Here is a 15,494-nt window from a genome sequence, read left to right as displayed (position 1 = left end):
TTAATACAGATTAAATGAAACCTGCCGGAAATAAGGGGTAATGAGAAGCATAACGATTATCTTCATCTAAACTTGTAACCGGTATCACATTAGAGGAGAAGGAAAACCATGAAACAAACGGTTGCCGCTTTTATTGCTAAAACACTCGAACAAGCTGGCGTTAAACGTATTTGGGGTGTGACGGGAGACTCGCTCAATGGCCTTAGTGACAGTCTGAATCGTATGGGCACGATTGACTGGATGCCAACCCGCCATGAAGAGGTTGCCGCTTTTGCCGCAGGCGCAGAAGCCCAACTGACCGGTGAGCTGGCCGTCTGTGCCGGCTCATGCGGACCGGGAAACCTGCACCTGATTAACGGCCTGTTTGATTGCCACCGCAACCATGTCCCGGTGCTGGCGATTGCCGCGCATATTCCCTCCAGTGAGATAGGCAGTGGTTATTTTCAGGAGACCCACCCGCAGGAGTTGTTCCGCGAATGTAGCCACTATTGCGAGCTGGTTTCCAGCCCTGAGCAGATCCCCCAGGTGCTGGCTATAGCTATGCGTAAAGCGGTGCTCAACCGTGGCGTCTCCGTGGTGGTATTACCCGGCGACGTGGCGCTGAAGCCCGCCCCTGAAAGCGCCACCACGCACTGGTATCATGCGCCGCTCCCGGTAGTTACCCCGGAAGAAGAAGAGCTGAGAAAACTGGCGCAACTGCTGCGCTACTCCAGCAATATCGCCCTGATGTGCGGCAGCGGCTGCGCCGGTGCGCATAAAGAACTGGTTGAGTTTGCGGCTAAAATCAAAGCCCCGATTGTTCACGCTCTGCGTGGGAAAGAGCATGTTGAGTACGACAACCCGTACGACGTGGGTATGACCGGGTTAATTGGCTTTTCATCCGGCTTCCATACCATGATGAATGCCGACACGCTGGTTTTGCTCGGCACCCAGTTCCCCTATCGCCCGTTCTACCCCTCTGATGCCAAAATTATTCAGATTGATATCAATCCCGCAAGCATTGGCGCACACAGCAAAGTGGATATGGCGCTGGTAGGCGATATTAAATCCACCCTCCGCGCCCTGCTACCGTTGGTGGAAGAAAAAACCGAGCGACAGTTCCTGGATAAAGCGCTGGAACACTATCGCGAGGCGCGTAAAGGGCTGGATGATTTAGCCAAACCCAGTGATAAAGCCATTCACCCGCAGTATCTGGCACAGCAAATCAGCCACTTTGCCGCTGACGACGCCATCTTCACCTGCGACGTGGGCACGCCAACGGTTTGGGCGGCACGCTATCTGAAAATGAACGGCAAACGCCGCCTGATTGGATCCTTTAACCATGGGTCGATGGCCAATGCCATGCCGCAGGCGCTCGGCGCACAAGCGACCGAACCGGGACGCCAGGTCGTCGCCATGTGCGGTGACGGCGGCTTTAGCATGCTGATGGGCGATTTTCTGTCGGTTGTGCAAATGAAGTTACCGGTGAAGATTATTGTCTTCAACAACAGCGTGCTGGGATTTGTGGCGATGGAGATGAAGGCTGGCGGTTATCTGACCGACGGCACCGAACTGCACGACACGAATTTCGCGCGGATTGCCGAGGCCTGTGGCATCACGGGCATTCGCGTGGAGAAATCCTTAGAGGTTGATGAGGCGCTGCAACGCGCCATGTCAATCGATGGTCCGGTTCTGGTCGATGTCGTTGTGGCGAAAGAAGAGCTGGCAATCCCGCCGCAGATCAAGCTCGAACAAGCCAAAGGTTTTAGCCTGTATATGCTGCGCGCAATCATCAGCGGACGCGGTGATGAAGTGATCGAACTGGCGAAAACTAACTGGCTCAGGTAAAACATCCTTATTAAACCACACACAAAATCATTCATGATGCATCAAGGCGGCAAGCCCGAAAATCCCCAGGAGCATAGGAATACTATGTGACTGGGGTTTGAGGGTGAGGCCAACGCCGAGGCAGCTTGAAGGATGAAGTGTAATAAGGAGATACCATGATTGATTTACGCAGTGATACCGTCACCCGACCCAGTCGCGCCATGCTCGAAGAGATGATGGCCGCCCCGGTCGGGGACGACGTCTACGGTGATGACCCTACCGTTAATGCCCTCCAGCAATACGCAGCCGAGCTTTCTGGCAAAGAAGCCGCAATTTTCTTACCTACCGGCACTCAGGCGAACCTGGTGGCCCTGCTCAGCCATTGTCAGCGCGGCGAAGAGTATATCGCCGGTCAGGGCGCGCATAACTATCTCTACGAAGCGGGTGGCGCAGCGGTGCTTGGTAGCATTCAACCGCAACCCATTGATGCCGCTCCGGATGGCTCCCTGCCGCTGGACAAAGTTGCAGCAAAAATCAAAGCAGACGATATCCATTTTGCCCGCACCCGTCTGCTCAGCCTGGAAAACACGCATAACGGCAAAGTGCTGCCACGCGAGTATCTGAAAGAGGCCTGGGAATTCACCCGGGAGCGCAATCTTGCCCTGCACGTCGACGGCGCGCGTATTTTTAACGCCATCGTCGCCTATGGCTGTGAGCTTAAAGATGTCACGCAATACTGCGACTCGTTCACCATTTGTCTTTCCAAAGGTCTGGGAACGCCGGTAGGCTCGCTGCTGGTCGGCAGCCACGAGTACATCAAGCGTGCCATTCGCTGGCGCAAAATGACCGGCGGCGGAATGCGCCAGGCGGGTATTCTGGCGGCGGCCGGACTGTATGCGCTGAAAAATAACGTGGCGCGTTTGCAGGAAGACCATGACAACGCCGCCTGGATGGCGGAGCAACTGCGCGAAGCAGGGGCGGACGTCATGCGCCACGACACCAACATGCTGTTTGTTCGCGTTGGCGAAGAGCACGCTGCCGCGCTGGGCGAATACATGAAAGCACAAGGCGTGCTGATTAACGCCTCGCCGATTGTGCGCCTGGTGATGCATCTGGACGTATCGCGTGAACAACTTACCGAAGTCGTCGCCCACTGGCGCGCTTTTTTAACCCGCTAAGGAGATGGGCGTGCCGCAACGGATTTTGGTTCTTGGCGCCAGTGGTTACATTGGTCAGCATCTGGTACAGGCGCTCAGCCAGCAAGGGCATCAGGTGCTGGCTGCGGCACGCCGCATTGAACGGCTGGAAAAGCAGCAACTGGCCCACGTCAGTTGCCATAAGGTCGATTTAAACTGGCCAGATAACCTTACGCCGTTGCTGACCGGCGTTGATACGGTTTATTACCTGGTCCATGGCATGGGTGAAGGCGGTGATTTTATCGCCCACGAACGTCAGGTGGCGATGAACGTGCGCGATGCGCTGCGTAATACACCGGTCAAACAGCTTATTTTCCTGAGCTCATTACAGGCTCCCCGGCATGAACAATCCGATCATCTGCGTGCGCGACAGATAACCGCAGATACTCTGCGTGAATCAGGCGTGCCAATGACGGAATTGCGTGCGGGCATTATCGTGGGGGCAGGTTCCGCTGCCTTTGAAGTAATGCGCGATATGGTTTACAACCTGCCGGTTCTCACCCCTCCGCGCTGGGTGCGCTCACGTACCACGCCTATCGCGCTGGAGAATTTGATGTACTACCTGGTGGCGTTGTTGGAACATCCTACACAACATCACCGCATACTCGAAGCCGCCGGCCCGCAGGTGTTGAGCTATCAGGAGCAGTTCGAACATTTTATGGCGGTCAGCGGTAAACATCGCCTGCTCATCCCCATCCCCTTCCCTACCCGCTGGATTTCGGTCTGGTTTTTAAACGTCATTACGTCAGTGCCGCCAACCACGGCCAAAGCGCTGATCCAGGGCTTAAAACACGACCTGCTGGCCGATGACACCGAACTACGTGCGCTGATCCCGCAAAAGCTGATTGCCTTTGATGACGCGGTGCGCAGCACGTTGAAGGAAGAAGAGAAGCTGGTCAACTCCAGCGACTGGGGTTACGACGCGCAGGCGTTTGCCCGCTGGCGTCCAGAATATGGCTATTTCGCCAAACAGGCTGGCTTTAGCGTCGAAACCTCCGCCAGCAAAAAAGCGCTGTGGCAGGTAGTGAACCGGCTCGGCGGCAAAGAGGGCTATTTTTTTGGCAATATTCTATGGAAGACGCGCGCGGCGTTGGACCTGCTGGTCGGCCATAAGCTGGCAAAAGGTCGTCCCGAACACCCACTGTTGCAAGTTGGCGACACCGTTGATAGCTGGAAAGTCATCATCGTTGAGCCGGAGAAACAGCTGACGCTGCTGTTTGGGATGAAAGCGCCGGGATTGGGTCGCCTGAGCTTCACACTGGAAGATAAAGGCGATCATCGACGCATTGATGTACGCGCCTGGTGGCATCCGCACGGTATGCCTGGCCTCTTCTACTGGCTGTTGATGATCCCCGCCCACCTGTTCATTTTCAGAGGGATGGCGAAGCGTATTGCCAAACTTGCAGAACAAATCACAGACTAATGCGAAAAAGAGACTGTATTCTTTCATGTTTCCCATTGCATACAGACGTAATTCACGGAAGAATGCGCACGACGTTTTTTAAACACAGTGGATTGATATGAAGGTACTGGTTACCGGAGCCACCAGCGGCTTAGGCCGAAACGCGGTTGAGTTTTTATGCAGCAGAGGCGTCAGCGTCAGAGCCACCGGTCGCAACGAAGCGATGGGCAAGCTGCTGGAGAAAATGGGCGCAGAATTTGTGCATGCCGATTTGACCGAGCTGGTTTCTTCGCAGGCAAAAGTGATGCTTGCCGGCATCGACACGCTGTGGCACTGCTCCAGTTTTACCTCACCGTGGGGAACTCAGGAAGCCTTCGATCTGGCTAACGTTCGCGCAACTCGCCGTCTGGGCGAGTGGGCCGTGGCCTGGGGCGTGCGTAACTTCATTCATATCTCCTCGCCGTCGCTCTATTTTGATTATCACCACCATCGCGATATCAAAGAGGACTTTCGTCCGCACCGCTTCGCCAATGAATTTGCCCGCAGCAAAGCAGCTGGCGAAGACGTGATCGCGTTGCTGGCGCAGGCCAACCCGCAGACGCGTTTTACGGTATTGCGTCCGCAAAGCCTGTTCGGGCCACACGATAAGGTCTTTATTCCGCGCCTGGCCCATATGATGTACCACTATGGCAGCATCCTGTTGCCGCACGGCGGAAGTGCGCTGGTAGATATGACCTACTACGAAAATGCAGTGCACGCGATGTGGCTGGCAAGTCAGCAAGCCTGCGATAAGCTGCCTTCAGGTCGCGCGTACAACATTACCAACGGCGAGCATCGCACTCTGCGCAGCATTGTGCAGAAGCTCATCGACGAGCTGAATATTGATTGTCGGATCCGCTCCGTTCCCTACCCGATGCTGGACATGATTGCCCGCAGCATGGAGCGTTTGGGCAATAAATCGGCAAAAGAGCCAAAGCTGACGCATTACGGCGTCTCGAAGCTGAATTTTGATTTTACGCTGGATACTACCCGCGCTCAGGAAGAGTTGGGTTATCAGCCCATTGTGACGCTGGATGCAGGGATTGAACGTACCGCGGCCTGGCTGCGCGACCACGGTAAGCTGCCGCGTTAACCATTGCCGGATGGCGGCGCAAGCGCCTTATCCGGCCTACAAAATCCAGCCTAAATTAGCCGTAGGCCTGATAAGCGAAGCGCCATCAGGCATTGGTGTTCTGCGTTAGCCCTGCCCATATTTTTCCAGTAACGCTTCAGCAATCGCCTGAGTTTCTGCGTCCGCCACGCCGTTCCACAACGTCGGGCGGAAGTGCATCTGGAACGCCATAATCACCCGCTGCTGTTCACGCGGCGTCATGTCAGATTTTACCTCATAGCCGTAGCGCGACAGCAGATCGAGTAAAGATTCGGTTGCTACCGGCGTATGAGGCGCTCGCCCGGCAAGATAAAATGCCACGCGCTGAGCATCCGGCCACGCGCCAATTCCCTGTTCGGCCAGCACTTTCCATGGGAAAAGCGGTCCAGGATCGTCCTTACGTTGCGGCGCGATGTCCGCATGGGCTACCACGTTCTGCGGTTTGATGTCGTAGCGGGCGATAATATCTTTCGCCAATGGGATCAGCGCCTGAATCTGCGCGGGCTCAAACGGCGCAAAATATTTTATCCCTGCCGATTTTTGCCAGCCGCGGTTTTCCAGCTCAATGCCAATCGAGGTATCGTTAATACGCGTAGCGCCACGCCAGAAGCTAATCCCCGCATGCCAGGCCAGATCTTTTTCCGGCACCAGTTGCCAGATACGAGGTTTGCCGTGGTAGAGCGGCGGCACAGCCGGGATCAGATAGTGCGAGCTGACGTTTTTATCGGTCAGCGTAGCCAGAGAAGAGTCAAAATCATCGGCCGTGTAATGGATAACCAGTACTTTAATGCGCGGGTAAGCAGCCTGCGCCTGACGGCGGGTATCTAACTGATACCCGCCTTTGTCGACAATCCCTTTTTCGCCAGCACATCCCACCAGCAACAGCGTAAATGCCAGCAGACACAACAGACGCTTCATCGGCGGGTTTTCACCGCCGTGCCGCTGACGCTCACCATCAGCATACTGCCGTCTTTGCCCACGGTTTCGTAATCAATATCAATACCGACCACCGCATCAGCACCCAGCGCTTTGGCCTGTTCACCCAGCTCCTGGAAAGCAATTTCACGCGCTTTACGCAGCTCTTTTTCATACGCGCCGGAGCGACCGCCGACAATATCGCGAATGCCGGCGAAAAAATCGCGGAAAATGTTCGCGCCTAAAATGGCTTCGCCAGTAACAACACCGCAGTATTCCACGATGCTCTGCCCTTCCAGCGTAGGGGTAGTCGAAAACTGCATGGTTAATCTCCTTTTTGCGCTAAGAGCACGATCTCAAAAGCATTATCGAACCGATCCACTATCATTGAAAGGATATATTCTATACACAAAATAATTCGAGTTGCAGGAAGGCGGCAAGAGAGTGAATCCCCAGGAGCATAGATAACTATGTGACTGGGGTGAACGCACGTAGCCAACGCACATGCAACTTGAAGTATGACGTGTATATCAACGTAGAATACTAATAGTAGAAAGCTAATAAGGAAATCATTATGCGCTACTCGAAACTCTCTCTGCTGGTTCCCTGTGCACTCCTTCTCAGCGCCTGTACTACCGTGACGCCGGTCTATAAAGATAACGGCACGCGTAGCGGTTCATGCGTAGAAGGCGGGCCAGACAGCGTGGCTCAACAATTCTATGATTACCGTATTCAGCATCGAAACAACGATCTTACCGCCCTGCGCCCATACCTCAGCGACAACCTGGCTAAACTGCTGAACGATGCCAGCCGTGATAACGCGCATCGCGCTCTGTTTAACAGCGATCCGTTCTCCAGTCGTGCCACATTACCAGATAGCGCCAGCGTCGCCAGCGCATCAACCATTCCGAATAGCGATGCACGCAATATTCCGCTGCGCGTCGAACTCAAACAAGGCGATCAGAGCTGGCGCGATGAAGTGCTAATGATCCGCGAAGGCCAGTGCTGGGTGATCGATGATGTGCGTTATCTGGGCGGCAGCGTACACGCGCCAGCCGGGACGCTGCGCCAGTCTGTCGAAAACCGCTAACCGCCCCATTCACCGTCAAAATCATAAACCCCTTAAATTGTCTGGCATTCTGCATAGAATGCCGACAATTATTCTTGCCCACTGGTAGCCCCGCTATTTTGTGCTATGTTTAGATAAGAATGCGGTTTGCATTTAACTTTTAACGCATAAATATTGCATAACTATTCTGTCAAAGGTAGTATCTGCGGCTTCAATAGCTATCAGACTGCCAGTATCGAGTGTCAATGAGTATTCAATTAAACGGCATTAACTGCTTCTACGGCGCACATCAGGCGCTGTTCGATATCACGCTGGATTGCCCTCAGGGTGAAACACTGGTGTTACTTGGCCCAAGTGGAGCCGGGAAAAGCTCGCTACTGCGCGTACTCAACCTGCTTGAGATGCCGCGCTCGGGCACGCTCTCTATTGCGGGTAACCGTTTCGACTTCACGAAAACCCCGTCAGATAAAGCCATTCGGGATCTGCGTCAAAACGTGGGCATGGTCTTTCAGCAATATAATCTTTGGCCGCATCTCACGGTGGTGCAGAACCTGATTGAAGCGCCCTGCCGCGTACTGGGTCTGACAAAAGAGCAAGCGATGGCGCGCGCCGAGAAACTGCTGGAACGTCTGCGCCTGAAGCCATACAGCGATCGCTATCCGCTGCATCTCTCCGGCGGCCAGCAGCAGCGTGTGGCTATTGCCCGCGCATTGATGATGGAGCCACAGGTGCTGCTGTTTGATGAGCCTACCGCAGCGCTTGATCCGGAAATTACCGCCCAAATCGTCAGCATCATTCGTGAGCTGGCAGAAACCAATATTACTCAGGTGATCGTCACCCACGAAGTGGAAGTTGCTCGTAAAACGGCCAGTCGCGTGGTGTACATGGAAAACGGTCATATCGTCGAGTTTGGGGATGCGAGCTGCTTTGCCAACCCGCAAACCGAAGCGTTTAAAAACTATCTTTCTCACTAAGATTCGGGACAATACAATGAAAAAAGTTCTGATTGCCGCGCTAATCGCAGGTTTTAGCCTTTCCGCTACCGCAGCCCAAACCATTCGTTTCGCCACCGAAGCGTCTTATCCTCCATTTGAATCGATCGATGCTAACAACAAGATCGTAGGCTTTGACGTTGATCTGGCGAATGCGCTATGTAAAGAGATTGACGCCACATGTACCTTCACCAATCAGGCCTTCGACAGCCTGATCCCGAGCCTGAAATTCCGTCGTTTTGACGCGGTGATGGCCGGTATGGACATCACTCCTGAACGTGAAAAACAGGTTCTGTTCACCACCCCGTATTACGACAACTCTGCGCTGTTTGTTGGCCAACAGGGTAAATACACCAGCATTGAGCAGCTGAAAGGCAAAAAAGTCGGTGTTCAAAACGGTACTACGCACCAGAAATTCATCATGGATAAACATCCGGAAGTGACTACCGTGCCGTATGACAGTTATCAGAATGCCAAACTCGATCTGCAAAACGGTCGTATTGACGGCGTCTTTGGTGATACCGCAGTAGTAACGGAATGGCTGAAAGACAATCCGAAACTGGCCGCGGTTGGCGACAAAGTCACGGATAAAGATTACTTCGGTACCGGTCTGGGCATTGCTGTGCGCCAGGGTAATACCGAGCTGCAGCAGAAATTTAACGCTGCGCTGGAAAAAGTGAAGAAAGATGGGACTTACGAGACCATCTACAACAAATGGTTCCAGAAGTAATATTTGATGAATGAATTTTTTCCTTTAGCAAGCGCCGCCGGGATGACCGTCGGCCTTGCCGTTTGTGCGCTGATCATCGGCCTCGCGCTCGCCATGTTTTTTGCCGTCTGGGAGTCCGTAAAATGGCGTCCAGTGGCATGGGCAGGTTCAGCGCTGGTCACCATTCTGCGCGGGTTACCAGAAATTCTGGTGGTTCTGTTTATCTATTTCGGCTCCTCACAGTTGCTGCTGACGCTGGCCGATGGCTTTACGATCAATCTCGGATTTGTACAAATTCCGGTGCAGATGCAGATCGAAAACTTCGACGTCAGCCCGTTCCTGTGCGGTGTCATTGCACTGTCATTGCTGTATGCCGCTTACGCGTCGCAAACGCTGCGTGGCGCGCTGAAAGCCGTACCACTCGGGCAATGGGAATCAGGCCAGGCGCTGGGTTTATCTAAAACCGCGATTTTCTTTCGCCTGGTGATGCCGCAAATGTGGCGTCACGCGCTGCCGGGGCTCGGTAACCAGTGGCTGGTATTGCTGAAAGATACCGCGCTGGTCAGCCTTATCAGCGTGAACGATCTGATGCTGCAAACCAAGAGCATCGCTACCCGTACCCAGGAACCCTTTACCTGGTACATTGTGGCGGCCGCTATTTACCTGGTGATTACACTGGTGAGTCAGTACATTCTCAAACGCATTGACCTGCGCGCGACACGTTTTGAGCGGAGACCGGGCTGATGCTTGAGTATTTACCTGAATTGTTGAAAGGGCTGCATACCAGCCTGACGCTGACGGTCGCCTCCATCGTAGTTGCTCTGGTGCTGGCGCTGATTTTCACTGTCATCCTGACGCTTAAGACGCCGATTGTGGTCTGGCTGGTTCGCGCCTATATCACGTTGTTTACCGGTACACCGCTGCTGGTGCAAATTTTCCTGATCTACTACGGACCAGGGCAGTTCCCTGCGCTGCAGGAATATCCGGTGCTCTGGCATTTGCTGTCAGAACCGTGGCTGTGCGCGTTAATCGCGCTGTCCTTAAACAGTGCGGCCTATACCACGCAACTGTTTTACGGTGCGATTCGAGCAATCCCGGAAGGCCAGTGGCAGTCCTGTGGTGCGCTGGGGATGAGCAAGAAGGATACGCTGGCCATTCTGCTGCCGTACGCCTTTAAACGCGCCCTCTCCTCATATTCCAACGAAGTGGTGCTGGTATTTAAAAGTACCTCACTGGCTTACACCATCACCCTGATGGAAGTCATGGGTTATAGCCAGCTGCTGTACGGTCGTACTTATGACGTGATGGTTTTCGGCGCAGCCGGCGTGATTTACCTGATCGTCAACGGCTTGCTGACGCTGATGATGCGCTTAATCGAACGTAAAGCGCTGGCGTTTGAACAGCGTAATTAAGCCGAATAACTGCATAAACTGAAAAACACAAGACGGGCAAGTGTCACAATTGCCCGTCTTTTTTTATGCCAATAAAAATATTTAATCATTTTTATTGCATACAAATTCATTAAATGGCATTGTTAATCCACGCCGCAGACACGGTAAATAATCATAAGATTGACAGACGGGAGTTCCACCATGAAAAAGTTAGTACTGGCCGCATTACTTGCTACTTTCGCCGCTGGCGCCTCAGCTGCAGATAAAATTAATTTCGGTGTATCAGCGACTTACCCGCCATTTGAGTCGCTGGACGCCAGCAATAAAATTGTCGGTTTTGACATCGATCTGGCGACGGCGCTGTGCAAACAAATGCAGGCTGACTGTACTTTCACCAATCACGCTTTTGACAGCCTGATCCCCGCGCTGAAATTCAAAAAATATGATGCGGTGATTTCCGGCATGGACATCACGCCTGAACGTAGCAAGCAGGTTTCCTTCACCCAGCCGTACTATGCCAACTCAGCGCTGGTAATTGCGAAGAAAGACACCTATAAAAGCTTTGATGATCTGAAAGGCAAACGTATTGGGATGGAAAACGGCACCACGCACCAGAAATACCTGCAGGACAAACATCCTGAAGTAAAAACCGTGGCCTACGACAGCTATCAGAATGCGATTATCGACCTGAAAAATGGCCGTATTGATGGCGTATTTGGCGACACTGCCGTCGTCAATGAGTGGCTGAAAACTAATCCACAGTTAGGTACTGCAACGGCAAAAGTCACCGATCCGCAATACTTTGGTACGGGTCTTGGCATTGCTGTTCGCCCGGATAACAAAGCACTGCTGGAAAAACTGAACATTGCGCTGGCCGCCATCAAAGCGGACGGCACGTACCAGAAAATCAGTGACCAGTGGTTCCCACAGTAACCTCAGTTTTATTTAAAAAGCCGCGGCCAGCGGCTTTTTTATAGCTATTTTCCCATGCGGGATACAACGTGAACACCTGACCTCACCAACAATGTTGGCCACGCCATCAGTCCGTTGTGCTCATAGGGGTACAAAAAACAAAGCCCGGTTTCCCGGGCCTTGAAGACGCAAAACAGATCAATTGTAAGCATTGAGCGTCCGCTGACACAGTGCCGAGCGAACGCAATCATCTTTGTTGAATCGAACGATCCCAATCATGTCATCTTCTTCGAAACGGGCCAGCGCATCGCTTAGCCCTGAACGAACATGAGCGGGGAGATCGCACTGGGTAATATCCCCATTCACAATCACCGTCACATTCTCTCCGAGGCGAGTCAAAAACATCTTCATTTGCGCAGCAGTCACATTCTGAGCCTCATCCAGAATAACAACAGCATTTTCAAATGTACGTCCCCGCATATACGCGAACGGCGCGATTTCTACCTTACCAATCTCAGGTCGCAGGCAATATTGCATAAAGGAGGCTCCCAGACGTTTTACCAGCACGTCATAAACCGGACGAAAATAGGGAGCGAACTTCTCGGAGACATCCCCAGGTAAGAAGCCGAGGTCTTCATCAGCTTGCAGAACTGGACGGGTTACAATGATCCTGTCCACATCTTTGTGGATCAGGGCTTCTGCTGCTTTCGCCGCGCTGATCCAGGTTTTACCACACCCGGCTTCACCGGTGGCGAAGATCAGCTGCTTGCTCTCGATAGCATTCAGGTAGTGCGCCTGAGCTTCATTTCGCGCCGTGATCGGTGTGGCGTCGCGGCTATCACGCGCCATACCAATCGCTTCTACGCCGCCCATCTGCACAAGCGAGGTGACCGATTCATCTTCGCGCTGTTTATGGCTACGCGAATCCCGCCTCAGCACACGTTTTGCTTCGCGACGAGCTTTGATCACTGCTTTTTGTCTTCCCATGGATAGCACCTTGAGTTGTAGGTATACATCACACGCGCCGTTGGCGGCACGATTATGCGCACGAACATCTGAGGGTTGGCTTCCTTGTAAGCCATTGCCTGCCTTCGGATAAGACGCCATACACGGCTACGCGCACCGTACAGGGTGTCAGTTACAAGGATAAGAAGTGAAAGGGAGAGAGATTTAACGGTGACGAGATGGCTACCGGAAGAGAAACGTCCGCGTAAGGGACTGCAATAACGTTGAAAAACATGTCCAGTACAGGACTTTTCCATTCGCGATCTCCATAGTGAACGACTATCACCGCCGGGAACTACCGCTATTACTTATAATTACATCATAACCCTTCGTTAATGCAACAATATTTTTACTTATTGTTAACTTAATTTCATCTTATCGCCAGCAACAGTCTCTTGCAGAGAGATGACAGAATTATTTCAGTCGCCGCCGATCATGAAAAATAATTTTTTCATTCATCAGAGTGTCAGGAAATGCCCCGCCGCACTGCGGGGCACAATCATCATGCTTCGAGCAGGGCCTGTCCCAGATAATGGTCTGCAGTTTTGACGCCCGGCAAGGCAAAGAAGTATCCCCCACCAATAGGTTTGACATACTCCTCAAGCGCTTCACCGTTCAGGCGTTTTTGCACCGTCAAAAACCCTTTTTCCAGGTCGTGCTGATAGCAAACAAACAACAGTCCCATATCCAGTTGACCAGAATTGGTCACGCCGAGCGAATAGCTGTAGCCACGGCGCATCATCAAACTGGAGTCAGTCTCTTTGGTGCGCGGATTTGCCAGACGGATATGGCTGTCGAGTGCAATTACCTCGCCTTCGGGATCGTTGGCGTAATCCGGCACATCATGCTCGTGCTGCATACCCAGCGGTGCGCCGGTATGTTTATCGCGGCCGAAAATCGTTTGCTGCTCTTTAAGCGGCGTACGGTCCCAGAATTCCACGCGGAACTGGATGAGCCTGACGGCCTGATAGCTACCATCTTGTGCCCATGCCGGTTCCCCCTGCTCCGCAGTGACCCACACCACGTTTTGCATCAGCGTTGCATTGGCTGCGTCGGGATTCGCGGTTCCATCCTTAAATCCCAGCAAATTGACAGGTGTCTCTTTACCTTTACTGCGTGCGGCGTGGTCGGAAATAAACCCTTCCCGCTTCCAGCGCACGCTGAGCAGATCAGGCGTGTGCTTAATGATATCGCGCAGCGCATGGATAACGGTGTCCTGCGTGTTGGCGCAAATCTGCAACAGCAAATCGCCATGACATAACGCAGCATCCAGTGAGTCATTCGGAAAACGCGTCATTTTTTGCAGTTTTTTCGGCATCTGTGCTTTCAGACCATAGCGATCATCAAACAGTGAAGATCCAACCGACAGCGTCATCGTCAGATTATCCGGCGCTATGTATGCCCCAAGAATACCGGAATCCATTGGCGGTAAACGTGGATTCGGCGTTTCTGGTGCCGGCCCACCGGTGGTTAGAAACGCAAACCGGCTGGTTAGTAAACGAAACAGACGCTCAAGATCAGCTTTATCACTGGCGAGCACATCGAACGCCACCAGCATCATTGAGGCTTGCTGCGGCGTCAGGATCCCGGCCTGGTGCTGGCCATAAAACGGTTGTTGTTCACTGCGTGCATCAGGTGACAGTGTTCCCGGCGCGCTTTGCGTTTTTTGCGCGTGAGCGACCGGGCATCCACCCGCCAGCGCCAGCGCCCCACCCAGGGCGCCCATCCCTTTCAGTAAACGTCGGCGTGACGGTTCGCTCACGCCGTTTTCATTATCTTGCTGCATAGTGCTTAATCCAGACCCAGAACACCGCGTAATTGCGACAAGTCTTCCGCCAGCGTCGTGATTGGCCCTTTCAGCGCATTGCGATCGGCATCGGTCAGTTTGTCATAGGTTTCAAAACCGTCTTTGGTACGGTACTTGCTCAGAATGGTATCGACTTTTTTGAAGTTCGCATCCACCTTCGCCAGCAGTTCAGCATTGGATTTTTGTAATTGAGGACGCAGGAGATCGACAATTTTCTGCGCGCCATCGACGTTAGCCTGGAAATCCCACAGATCGGTATGGCTGTAGCGATCTTCTTCCCCACTGATTTTGCTGGCAGCAACTTCTTCAATCAGCCCTGCTGCTCCGCCAACCACTTTAGACGGTGGGAAAGCCAGCTCGCTAATACGCGTTTGCAGGTCAAGAACATCACTGTTTAATTGGTCGGCGTACTTGTCCATACCTTTAGTGGTATTGTCGCCAAACAGCGCTTTCTCCAGACGGTGGAAGCCGGTGAATTTTGGATCGGCGGCTTTTTGCTCGTAATCGTCTTCACGCGCATCGATGCTGCCGTCGAGATCGGAGAACAGTTCAGCAATCGGTTCAATACGCTCATAATGCTGACGGGTTGGCGCATACAGCGATTTGGCTTTCTCCAGATCGCCTGCTTTAATGGCATCCGTGAAGGCTTTCGTGCCTGTCACCAGTTGCGCGGTTTCTGCCGTTACATAGGCTTTGTATTCAGTAATTGCACCACTCAGGCTCAGCAGAGCGTCGCTTTGCGCAGCATCCGCCGTTGCGCTACCTTTTACGATCAGTTTACCTTTCGGGTTAGTCAACAGACCGCAGGTCATATCATATTCACCCGGCTGCAGGTTAGCCGTCATTTTCTGGCTAAAACCGGGCGCAATGTTTTCGCGCTCTTCAACCACCATAACGCCTTTAAGAATTTCCCACTCCAGCGCTTTCTGGCTGTGGTTCTGGATGATGAACTGCGTTTTCCCGGCGTTAACCGTGATCGTCATCGGTTCACACTGTTTGTCGTTAACCGTGACTTTTACCTGCGGGATATCGGCGGCTTGTGCAGAAAAAGCGGATGCAAACAGCGCGGCAATACCCAACTGCAGCGCACTACGGCGAAAATTAAACGTCATAACCTATCCCTATAAATAAGTATGTTGT

15 protein-coding genes are annotated in these 15,494 nt (G+C 52.9%); 10 read left to right on the top strand and 5 right to left on the bottom strand.

Annotated features, from left to right (window positions below; all coding sequences use genetic code 11):
• The first annotated feature begins 108 nt into the window (after positions 1-108).
• From poxB to EHN13_RS13830, 4 genes are all read left to right on the top strand, one after another.
• Positions 109-1,827, top strand: coding sequence for a ubiquinone-dependent pyruvate dehydrogenase (poxB, locus tag EHN13_RS13845; protein ID WP_124021577.1), 1,719 nt, complete (start codon positions 109-111; stop codon positions 1,825-1,827).
• 155 nt (positions 1,828-1,982) lie between these two features.
• Complete coding sequence (gene ltaE, locus EHN13_RS13840) at positions 1,983-2,984, top strand: low-specificity L-threonine aldolase (RefSeq protein ID WP_048212067.1); 1,002 nt, start codon at positions 1,983-1,985, stop codon at positions 2,982-2,984.
• 10 nt (positions 2,985-2,994) lie between these two features.
• A complete protein-coding gene (locus tag EHN13_RS13835) occupies positions 2,995-4,425 on the top strand; it encodes an SDR family oxidoreductase (protein ID WP_124021576.1) in 1,431 nt (476 codons plus the stop codon).
• A gap of 97 nt (positions 4,426-4,522) precedes the next feature.
• The gene (locus EHN13_RS13830; RefSeq protein ID WP_115643591.1) at positions 4,523-5,536 is read left to right on the top strand and encodes an NAD-dependent epimerase/dehydratase family protein; all 1,014 of its coding nucleotides are present in this window, start codon (positions 4,523-4,525) and stop codon (positions 5,534-5,536) included.
• Positions 5,537-5,641: 105 nt separating this feature from the next.
• Here EHN13_RS13830 and EHN13_RS13825 read toward each other — a convergent pair whose 3' ends face one another.
• Positions 5,642-6,472 (bottom strand): N-acetylmuramoyl-L-alanine amidase, encoded by an 831-nt coding sequence (locus EHN13_RS13825; protein ID WP_124021575.1) that lies wholly within the window; start codon positions 6,470-6,472, stop codon positions 5,642-5,644.
• Positions 6,469-6,792 carry a heavy metal-binding domain-containing protein gene (locus EHN13_RS13820; protein WP_001160725.1) on the bottom strand — a complete coding sequence of 108 codons (324 nt, stop codon included), beginning with the start codon at positions 6,790-6,792 and terminating at the stop codon, positions 6,469-6,471. Before EHN13_RS13820 ends, EHN13_RS13825 begins: the two co-directional genes overlap by 4 nt.
• Before the next feature lie 251 nt (positions 6,793-7,043).
• Here EHN13_RS13820 and EHN13_RS13815 point away from each other — a divergent pair, with 251 nt between their 5' ends.
• The 6 genes from EHN13_RS13815 to artJ all read left to right on the top strand — a co-directional run bounded on the left by EHN13_RS13815 (position 7,044) and on the right by artJ (position 11,563).
• The gene (locus tag EHN13_RS13815; RefSeq protein ID WP_115643593.1) at positions 7,044-7,559 is read left to right on the top strand and encodes a lipoprotein; all 516 of its coding nucleotides are present in this window, start codon (positions 7,044-7,046) and stop codon (positions 7,557-7,559) included.
• A gap of 224 nt (positions 7,560-7,783) precedes the next feature.
• Complete coding sequence (artP, locus tag EHN13_RS13810; RefSeq protein WP_003027295.1) at positions 7,784-8,512, top strand: arginine ABC transporter ATP-binding protein ArtP; 729 nt, start codon at positions 7,784-7,786, stop codon at positions 8,510-8,512.
• Positions 8,513-8,528: 16 nt separating this feature from the next.
• Positions 8,529-9,260 (top strand): arginine ABC transporter substrate-binding protein ArtI, encoded by a 732-nt coding sequence (gene artI, locus EHN13_RS13805; RefSeq protein WP_048212071.1) that lies wholly within the window; start codon positions 8,529-8,531, stop codon positions 9,258-9,260.
• A gap of 6 nt (positions 9,261-9,266) precedes the next feature.
• Positions 9,267-9,983, top strand: coding sequence for an arginine ABC transporter permease ArtQ (gene artQ / locus EHN13_RS13800; protein WP_040231854.1), 717 nt, complete (start codon positions 9,267-9,269; stop codon positions 9,981-9,983).
• A complete protein-coding gene (artM, locus tag EHN13_RS13795) occupies positions 9,983-10,651 on the top strand; it encodes an arginine ABC transporter permease ArtM (protein WP_048212073.1) in 669 nt (222 codons plus the stop codon). The genes artQ and artM overlap by 1 nt, the downstream gene beginning before the upstream one ends.
• A 180-nt stretch (positions 10,652-10,831) precedes the next feature.
• A complete protein-coding gene (artJ, locus tag EHN13_RS13790; protein ID WP_124021574.1) occupies positions 10,832-11,563 on the top strand; it encodes an arginine ABC transporter substrate-binding protein ArtJ in 732 nt (243 codons plus the stop codon).
• Between the two features lie 177 nt (positions 11,564-11,740).
• Here the strand turns inward: artJ and phoH are convergent, their stop codons facing one another.
• The 3 genes from phoH to efeO all read right to left on the bottom strand — a co-directional run bounded on the left by phoH (position 11,741) and on the right by efeO (position 15,466).
• Positions 11,741-12,529 carry a phosphate starvation-inducible protein PhoH gene (gene phoH, locus EHN13_RS13785; protein WP_005122110.1) on the bottom strand — a complete coding sequence of 263 codons (789 nt, stop codon included), beginning with the start codon at positions 12,527-12,529 and terminating at the stop codon, positions 11,741-11,743.
• A 520-nt stretch (positions 12,530-13,049) separates the two neighbouring features.
• Positions 13,050-14,333, bottom strand: coding sequence for an iron uptake transporter deferrochelatase/peroxidase subunit (efeB, locus tag EHN13_RS13780; protein WP_048212075.1), 1,284 nt, complete (start codon positions 14,331-14,333; stop codon positions 13,050-13,052).
• A gap of 5 nt (positions 14,334-14,338) precedes the next feature.
• Positions 14,339-15,466 carry an iron uptake system protein EfeO gene (gene efeO, locus EHN13_RS13775; protein WP_124021573.1) on the bottom strand — a complete coding sequence of 376 codons (1,128 nt, stop codon included), beginning with the start codon at positions 15,464-15,466 and terminating at the stop codon, positions 14,339-14,341.
• Positions 15,467-15,494 lie beyond the last annotated feature (28 nt).

The sequence above is a fragment of the Citrobacter youngae genome (assembly GCF_003818115.1).
GTDB classification, from domain to species: domain Bacteria; phylum Pseudomonadota; class Gammaproteobacteria; order Enterobacterales; family Enterobacteriaceae; genus Citrobacter; species Citrobacter youngae.
Note: the sequence above shows the minus strand (reverse complement) of the source record. Positions and strands in the feature narration are given on the sequence as shown.